Origin of the sequence: Micromonospora sp. DT233 (assembly GCF_049841815.1) — a bacterium.
Classification (GTDB): domain Bacteria; phylum Actinomycetota; class Actinomycetes; order Mycobacteriales; family Micromonosporaceae; genus Micromonospora.
Genome location: NZ_JBNCLB010000021.1, coordinates 52,866 through 62,198, shown reverse-complemented (window position 1 = coordinate 62,198; position 9,333 = coordinate 52,866). Strand labels below are relative to the sequence as shown.

General features: G+C 77.8%; 1 protein-coding gene. It reads left to right on the top strand.

Annotation, left to right across the window (positions count from 1 at the left end; all coding sequences use genetic code 11):
• Window positions 1-48 precede the first annotated feature (48 nt).
• A complete protein-coding gene (locus tag ACLQ2V_RS27225) occupies window positions 49-9,168 on the top strand; it encodes an SDR family NAD(P)-dependent oxidoreductase (RefSeq protein WP_425721439.1) in 9,120 nt (3,039 codons plus the stop codon).
• Window positions 9,169-9,333: the final 165 nt, after the last annotated feature.

Sequence of the window (9,333 nt, the reverse complement as noted above, 5' to 3'; positions counted from 1 at the left end):
CGGCAGGGCCGCTGGCTGGAAGTCAGCCACGCGTTCCACTCGGCGCTGATGGACCCGATGCTGGCCGAGTTCACCCGGCTCGCCGGGACCGTGAAGCTGGGTAGGCCGAGCATCCCGATCGTCTCCACCCTCACCGGGCAGGTGGTGGAGGAGTTCACCGCCGAGTACTGGGCGCAGCAGGTGCGCGGCACCGTCACGTTCGGTGCGGCGGTGCAGAGGGCCGCCGAGCTGGGGGTGACCCGGTTCGTGGAGCTCGGCCCCGACGCGAGCCTGATCGGCGCGGTCGAGGAGACCCGCGACGGCGTGCTGGCCGTGCCGGTGCTGCACCGCAAGCGGGCCGAGCCGACCACCGCCGTGACGGCGCTGGCCCGGCTCTGGGCCGATGGCGGCACCGTCGACTGGGCGGCGTTCCTCGCCCCCACCGGCGCCCGGACCGTGGACCTGCCCACCTACGCCTTCCAACACCAGCGCTACTGGCCGAGGGCCCGGCTCGCCGCCGGCGCGCAGACGCTCGGTGCCACCCGGACCGGGCATCCGCTGCTGCACGCCATGATCACCGTCGCCGGCACCGGTGACGTCCTGCTCCTCGGCGGGCTGTCGGTGCAGGTCCAGCCGTGGCTGGCCGACCACCGGGTGGCCGACCGGATCGTCTTCCCCGGCACCGGCCACCTGGAACTCGTCCTGTCCGCCGGGGAGCGGGTCGGCTGCGAGCGGGTCGAGGAGCTGACCATCACCAGCCCGCTGGTGATCCCCCCGACCGGGATGGCGCACCTGCAGATCCTGATCGGCGCGCCCGACCACACCGGCTGCCGGCCGGTGCAGGTGTCGTCCCGGCTCGACGGCGGCCCGGACGCGGAGTGGACGGACCACGCCACCGGTCTGCTCGCCCCGGCCGAGCCCGAGGCCGCCTACGACCTGACCGAGTGGCCGCCGCCCGCCGCGCAGCCACTGGACGTGGCCGGCCTGTACGACACGCTGGCCGGGGCCGGCCTCGGCTACGGGCCGGTCTTCCGCAGCCTCCAGCGGGCCTGGCGCCGCGACGATGACATCTTCGTCGAGGTGGCGCTCCCCGACGACGCGACCGGACCGGACACGCTCGGCCTGCACCCGGCCGCGCTCGACTCGGTACTGCACTGCATGGCGCTCGCCGCCACCGGCGATGCCGCGCCGACGGGCGGGCCGGGGGCCGGCGAGCCGGGCCGGCTACCGTTCTCCTTCAGCGGGGTGACCCTGCACGCCGTGGGTGCCACCGCCCTGCGCGCCCGGCTGCGCCCCACCGGGCCGGAGACCGTCACCGTGCAGGCCGCCGACGTGGCCGGGCGTCCGGTGGCCGAGGTGGCGTCGCTGACGCTGCGCCCGATGGCCGCCGACGCCCCCGGGGACCCGTCCCGCCCCGACACCCCACGCGACGCCCTGTACCACCTGGACTGGACGCCGATTCCGGGGCCGGACACCGAGCCGACCGACCTCGCGTGCCTCGGCGGCGACGGGACCGGCGACACGCTGCCCGGCCGGCGGTACCCGGACCTCACCGCCCTGCGGGCGGCCCTGGACACCGGTGCCGCCGTACCGGAGGTGGTGCTGACCCGGGCGGCGTCGGCGGGCCCGGACGTCACCCGGTCCACCCACGACGCCGTCCTGCGGGCGGTGGAGCTGATCCGGCAGTGGCTGGCCGACGAGCGGTTCGAGACCAGCCGGCTGGTGTTCGTCGCCGACGGCGCGATCGCCGCCGCCGCCGGGAACGCCGTGACCGACCTGCCCGGCGCGGCGGTCTGGGGGCTCGTCCGGTCGGCGCAGTCCGAGCATCCGGGACGATTCCAGCTCGTCGACGCCCCGTCGACCGCCGCCCCGTCGGCCGCCGCCTCGTCCGTCGTCGCCTCGGCGCTTGGTGCCGACGAACCGCAGGTCGCGGTCCGCGACGGTCGGCTGCTCGGCTGCCGGCTCGCCCCCGCAGCCCCGGTCGCCGACCCGCCGGCCACGCTGTGGGACCCCACCGGCACGGTGCTGGTCACCGGTGCCACCGGCGAGCTCGGCGCGGTGTTCTGCCGGCACCTGGTCACCACCCACGGGGTACGCCACCTGCTGCTGGTCAGCCGGCGCGGACCGGCGGCACCCGGCGCGGCCGACCTCGTCGCGGAGCTGACCGCGCTCGGCGCGCAACCCGTGGTCGTCGCCTGCGACGTGGCCGACCGGGCGGCGCTCGCCGCCGCGCTGGACGCGCTGCCCGCCGACCGCCCGCTGACCGGCGTGGTGCACGCGGCCGGCGTGCTCGCCGACGCCACCGTCACCTCGCTCCGCCCCGACCAGGTGCGGCAGGTGCTCCGCGCCAAGGTGGACGCGGCGGTCAACCTGCACGAGCTGACCCGGGACGCCCCGCTGACCGCGTTCGTGCTCTTCTCCTCCGTCTCGGCCGCGTTCGGCGCCCCCGGCCAGGGCAACTACGCCGCCGCCAACGCGTTCCTGGACGCCTTCGCCGCGTACCGCCGGCACGCCGGCCGGCCCGCGCTCTCCCTCGGCTGGAGCCTCTGGGCGCAGGCCAGCGGCATGACCGGGCAACTCGACCAGGCCGACCTGCGGCGGATGGCCCGGGGTGGGGTCGTCCCGCTCTCCACCGCCGACGGGGTCGCCCTGTTCGACCTGGCCGCCGGGACCGGCCGGGCGGCGGTGCTGCCCATGCGGCTGGACCTGGCCGCCCTGCGGGACGCCGGTGAGCACCTGCCGCCGGTGTTCCGCACCCTGGTCCGCCGACCCCGGCGTCGCGCCGCCGAGGCCGGCTCCGTCGCGGCGGCCTCCCTGGCCGACCGGCTCGCCGGGCTGGACCCCGAACAGCGCCGGGCCGCGCTGCGCGACCTGGTCCGCGAGCAGGCGGCCACCGTGCTCGGCCACGACACCGCGCAGGACGTGCCGGTGGACCGGCCGTTCCGGGACCTGGGTGTCGACTCGCTCACCGCGGTCGAGCTGCGCAACCGGCTCAACGCGGCGACCGGGCTGCGGCTGCCCGCCACGCTGGTCTTCGACCACCCGACCGGCGCCGCCGTCGCCGAGCACCTGCTGGAACGGCTGCTCGGCGGCGACGCGCCCCGGCCCGCCGCCCGCCGGGCCACCCGACGCACCGACGACCCGGTCGTCATCGTCGGCATGGCCTGCCGGTTCCCCGGCGGGGTGCGCACCCCCGAGGACCTGTGGCAGCTGGTGGCCTCCGGCGCCGACGGGGTCACCCCGTTCCCCACCGACCGGGGCTGGGACCTGGACCGGCTCTACGACGCCGACCCGGACGCCGGCGGGGCCAGCTACGTGCGGCACGGCGGTTTCCTGCACGACGCCGCCGACTTCGACGCCGCGTTCTTCGGCATCTCGCCCCGCGAGGCCCTGGTCATGGACCCCCAGCAGCGGCTGCTCCTGGAGACGTCGTGGGAGGCGGTCGAGTCCGCCGGCATCGTCCCGGCGACGCTGCGCGGCCAGCGCACCGGCGTCTTCGCCGGGGTGATGTACCACGACTACCTGGCCCGGTTGCACAGCGTGCCGAAGGGCGCGGAGGGCTTCCTCGGCACCGGCTCCGCCGGCAGCGTCGCCACCGGCCGGGTCGCGTACCTGCTCGGGCTCGAGGGGCCGGCGGTCACCGTCGACACCGCCTGCTCGTCCTCGCTGGTGGCCCTGCACCTGGCGGCGCAGGCGCTGCGCGACGACGAGTGCGACCTGGCGTTGGCCGGTGGGGTGACGGTGATGGCCACCCCCGGCACGTTCGTCGACTTCAGCCGGCAGCGCGGCCTCGCCCCCGACGGCCGGTGCAAGTCGTACGCGTCGGCGGCGGACGGCACCGGCTGGGCCGAGGGCGTCGGCATGCTGCTGGTGGAGCGGCTGTCGGACGCCCGCCGCAACGGCCACCAGGTGCTCGCGGTGGTCCGGGGCAGCGCGGTGAACCAGGACGGCGCCTCCAACGGGCTCACCGCTCCGAACGGCCCCGCCCAGCAGCGGGTGATCCGGCAGGCCCTCGACCGTGCCGGGCTGCGCCCGGCGGAGGTGGACGCCGTGGAGGGCCACGGCACCGGCACGGTCCTCGGCGACCCGATCGAGGCGCAGGCGCTGCTGGCGACGTACGGGCAGGACCGGCCGGCGGACCAGCCGCTCTGGCTGGGGTCGATCAAGTCGAACATCGGTCACGCCCAGGCCGCCGCGGGGGTCGGCGGGATCATCAAGATGGTGCAGGCGATGCGGCACGGCGTGCTGCCCCCGACGCTGCACGTCGACGCGCCCAGCGAGCAGGTCGACTGGTCGGCCGGGCAGGTGCGGCTGCTCACCGAGGCGGTGCCCTGGCAGCCGGCCGGCCGGCCCCGCCGGGCCGGCGTCTCGTCCTTCGGCATCAGCGGCACCAACGCCCACGTCGTCCTGGAGGAGCCCACGGCGGCGCCGGCCCCGCCGGCCCGCCCCGCCGCGCGGCCGCCGCTGGTCCCGCTGCTGCTCTCGGGGCGTTCGGCGCAGGCCGTCCGCGCCCACGCCGACGTGCTCCGCGAACACCTGGCCCGCCGGCCCGAGGTCGACCCGCTGGACGTCGGTCTCTCGCTGGCCACCGCGCGGACCGTCTTCGACCACCGGGCGGTCGTGCTCGGCGTCGACCGCGACGAGCTGCTGGCCGGCCTGGCCGCCGTCGCCGCCGACGAGACCGCCCCGCAGCTGGCCCGGGGCCGCTCCGGGACCCGCCCGGTGGCGTACCTGTTCACCGGGCAGGGCAGCCAGCGCCCCGGCATGGGGCGGGAGCTGTACGCGACCGCGCCGGTCTTCGCCGAGGCGTTCGACGAGGTCCGCGTCCACCTCGACGCCGAACTCGACCGGCCGCTGCGCGACGTGCTGTGGGACGACTCCACGCCCGCCGAGGGCGACCGCCCGCTGGACGCCACCGGGTACGCCCAGCCCGCACTCTTCGCGCTCCAGGTGGCGCTGTACCGGCTGCTGGAGTCGTACGGGCTGCGCCCCGACCACCTGATCGGCCACTCGGTCGGCGAGCTCGCCGCCGCGTACGTCGCCGGGGTGCTCACCCTGCCCGACGCGTGCCGGCTGGTGGCCGCCCGGGGCCGGCTGATGCAGGCGCTGCCGCCCGGCGGCGCGATGGTGGCCGTCCGGGCGACCGAGGCGGAGGTGTCGCCGCTGCTGGTCGACGGGGTGGGCATCGCCGCGGTCAACGGCCCCGACGCGGTCGTGCTCTCCGGCGAGGAGGCCCCGGTGCTGGCGGTGGCCGGTCACTTCGCCGACCGGCCGACCCGACGGCTGCGGGTCAGCCACGCCTTCCACTCGGCCCGGATGGAGCCGATGCTGGCGGAGTTCCGGGCCGTCGCCGAGTCCGTCACGTACCACCCGGCGCGGATCCCGCTGGTCTCCACCGTGGCCGTCGGCGCCGACGTCGGCGCGCCGGAGTACTGGGTGCGGCAGGTCCGCGAGGCCGTCCGCTTCCACGACGCGGTCGCCCACCTGCACGCGGCCGGCGTCACCCGCTTCGTCGAGCTGGGCCCGGACCCGGTGCTGGCCACCGCCGTCGAGGAGGCGCTGCGCGGCGGGGAACCGGAGCTGACCTGCGGGGCCCTGCTGCGGCGGGGCCGGCCGGAGCTGACCACGCTCGGCGCGGTGCTGGGCGGCCTGCTGGCCGACGGCGACCGGGTGGACCGTTCGGCGTGCTGGGCCGGCACCGCCGCCCGCCGCGTCGACCTGCCCACGTACCCGTTCCAGCGGCAGCGGTTCTGGGCGGACGCCGGCTCGGCCCCCACCGACCTCGCCGCGGCCGGCCTGACCGGTGCCGGCCATCCGCTGCTCGGTGCCTGCGTGCCGCTGCCCGACGGCGGCTCCGTCTGCACCGGTCGGCTCGGCGTGACGGCTCCGTCGTGGCTGGCCGACCACCTGGTGGCCGGGACGCCGGTGGTGCCGGGCACCGCGCTGCTGGAGCTGGCGCTGCACGCCGGGGAGCACGCCGACGCCGCCCGGGTGGACGAACTCGTCCTCGCCACGCCGCTGCGCCTCGACGACGCCGTCGACCGGCAGGTCCGGGTGGTCACCGACCCCGCCGACGAGGCGGGCGGCCACCGGGTACGGATCTTCTCCCGGCCCGCCGCCGCCGACGGCGACGAGCCGTGGACGCTGCACGCGACCGCCGCACTGAGCGCGGCGGACGGGTCGCAGCCCGCACCGTTCGACGCGACGCCGTGGCCCCCGCCGGGGGCCGTGGAGGTGGACGTCGAGGGCGCCTACGACGCGCCGACCGACGACGGTGTCGGCTACGGGCCGGCCTTCCACGGCCTGCGCGCGGCCTGGCGGCGCGACGACGAGCTGTACGCCGAGGTCGTGCTGCCGGAGTCGGCCCGCGCCGACGCCGACCGGTACGGCCTGCACCCGGCGCTCGCCGACGCCGCCCTGCACGGGCTGGCGTACCTGCTGCCCGGCGCCGCCGGCCGGCTCGTGCCGTTCGCGTTCCGCGGCGTCGACCTGCACGCCGAGGGCGCCACCGCGCTGCGGGTCCGGCTGACCGCGACCGGTGCCGACGAGGTCGCGATCGCCGCCGTCGACCCGGCCGGACGGCCCGTGGCCTCGGTCGACGCGCTGACCCTGCGCCCCCTCGCGGCCGCGCCGACGCGCCGCTCCGAGCCCGCCGACGACTGGCTGTTCCGGGTGGACTGGGTGCCCGTGCCGGTCGACGACGCGGTCTCCGGGCGGTGCGTGCTGGTCGGCTCGGACGCGCTGGCGATCGCCGCTCCGCTCACCACGGCGGGTGTCCCGGTCGAGTCGTTCGCCGACCTGACGGCGTTGACCGCCGCCGTCTCCACCGGGATGACCCTGCCGGAGCTGGTCCTGGTCTGCGTCACCGGCCGGCCCGGCCCGGCGCACCCCGCGACCGACCCCGCCGGGGCGGTGCGGGACGTCACCGCCGCCGCCCTGGAGACCGTGCAGGCCTGGCTGGCCGACGACCGGTTCGCCGGCAGCCGGCTGGCCGTCGTCACCCGGGGCGCCCTCGGCACCGGCGACGACCGGCCCGACGACCTGGCCGCCGCGGCGGCGTGGGGCCTGGTGCGCACCGCCCAGTCGGAGCACCCGGGCCGCTTCGTCCTCGTCGACGTCGACGGGCAGCCGGAGAGCGTGCTGGCCCTGCCGGCGGCGCTGGGCTGCGGCGAGCCGCAGCTCGCGGTCCGCGCCGGGCGGGTGCTCGCCGGCCGGCTGGCCCGGGTGGCCGCGCCCGAGGGACCGGACACCGGGTGGGACCCGGACGGCACGGTCCTGGTGACCGGCGCGACGGGCGCCCTCGGCGGGCCGGTGCTGCGCCACCTGGTCACCGCCCGGGGCGTACGCCGGTTGCTGCTGGTCAGCCGGCGCGGACCCGCCGCCCCCGGGGCGGCGGCGCTGCGCGCGGAGCTGACCGCGCTCGGCGCGGACGTCACCGTGGTCGCCTGCGACGCGGCCGACCGGGACGCCCTGGCCGCCGTGCTGGCGACGGTGCCGGCGCGGCACCCGCTCACCGCCGTGCTGCACCTCGCCGGCGTCCTCGACGACGGGGTGCTCGGCTCGCTGACCCCCGCCCGCTTCGACGCGGTGTTCCGCGCCAAGGTGGACGCCGCGCTGCACCTGCACGAGCTGACTAGAAACGCGCCGCTGGCCGCGTTCGTGCTCTTCTCCTCCTCGGCGGCCACCTTCGGCACCCCCGGGCAGGCCAACTACGCCGCCGCGAACGCGGTCCTCGACGCCCTGGCCGACCAGCGGCGGGCCGACGGCCTGCCGGCGGTGTCGCTGGCCTGGGGGGCCTGGGAGCAGGGCATGGCCGGCCGGCTCGACCAGGTCGACCGGGACCGGATGCGGCGCGGCGGGGTGCTCGCCCTCACCGACGAGCAGGGGCTGGCCCTGCTGGAGGCGGCCCTGCGGGTCGACGCCGCCGCGCTCGTGCCGCTCCGGCTGGACGTCGCGGCGCTGGGCGCGGAGCCCGCCCCGCTGCTGCGCGGGCTGGCCCGTCCGGCGCGGCGGCGCGCCGCCGGGGGCAGCGGCCCGTCCCCGACCCGCCGCCTGCGTGAGCTGGACGGCCCGGCGCGGGGCGCGGCGCTGCTCGACGTGGTCCGCGCCGCCACCGCCGGGGTGCTGGGCCACCCCTCGCCCGAGGCGGTCGCCCCGGAGCAGCCCTTCCTCGAACTGGGCCTGGACTCGCTGACCGCGGTGGAGCTGCGCAACGCGCTGGCCGCCGCGACCGGGCTGGCCCTGCCGGTCACGCTGACCTTCGACTACGCCTCGCCGCGCGCCGTGGCCGAGTTCCTCGACACCGAACTGGGCGTCGCGCAACCGGTGGCGTCGGGTGTCGACGAGCCCGCCGCGCCCCGGCCGGCCCAGGACGTCGTCGGGGTCCTCTTCCGGCAGGCCTGTGAGCAGCGCCGCCTCCGGGAGGGCTTCGAGTTGTTGCAGAGCGTGGCCCGGCTGCGACCGACCTTCGCCGACGCGGCGGAGGTGGACGAACTGCCGACCGCCGTGCGGCTCGCGAAGGGCCCGGAACCGATCCGGCTGGTCTGCTTCAGCTCCCAGGTCGCCCTGGCCGGCGTGCACCAGTACGCGCGGTTCGCCTCGGCGTTCCGCGACGTGCGGGACGTCGTCGCGCTGGCGGTGCCCGGCTTCGCCGCGGGGGAGCCGCTGCCGGCCACCCCCGAGGCGCTGGTGGAGCTGCTGGCCCGGATGGTGCGCGAACAGGTCGGTGACCACCCGTTCGCCCTGCTCGGTTCCTCCTCCGGCGGGGTGCTGGCGCACGCCACGGCGGCCCGGCTGGACCGCGACGGCCCGAGCGCCGCCGGGGTGGCGCTGCTCGACACGTACGTGCCCGGTGACGACTCCCTCGGCCAGTTCGAGGACCAGCTCCTCGGCGGGATGTTCGACCGGGAGGCCAGCTTCGCCCGGATGGACGCGGCCCGGCTCTCCGCGATGAGCTGGTACTTCAACCTGCTGGGCGACTGGACCCCGCCGAAGCTGACCGCGCCGGTGCTGCTGGTGCGCGCAGGGGCGCCGATGCCGGGCGGCGAGGACCTGCCGGCGCGGCAGTGGCAGACCGGGTGGAGCGAGGCGGACGAGGTCGTCGACGTGCCCGGCAACCACTTCACGATGATGGAGGACCTGGCTGCCTCCACCGCCGGGGTGGTCGAGGAGTGGCTCCGCCGGATCTGAGGCAGACGACTGGCTCCGCCGGAGCTGGCGGAGGGGCCCCCGCCGCACCGCGGGGGCCCCTCCGTATCCGGCCCGAGGGTGGCCGGAGGTGGCAGCCGTGGCCGCCCCGGGGGGTGAGGGGCCACGGCCGCCCGGCCCGCGTGGGGCCGTCCAGGGGGCCGGCGG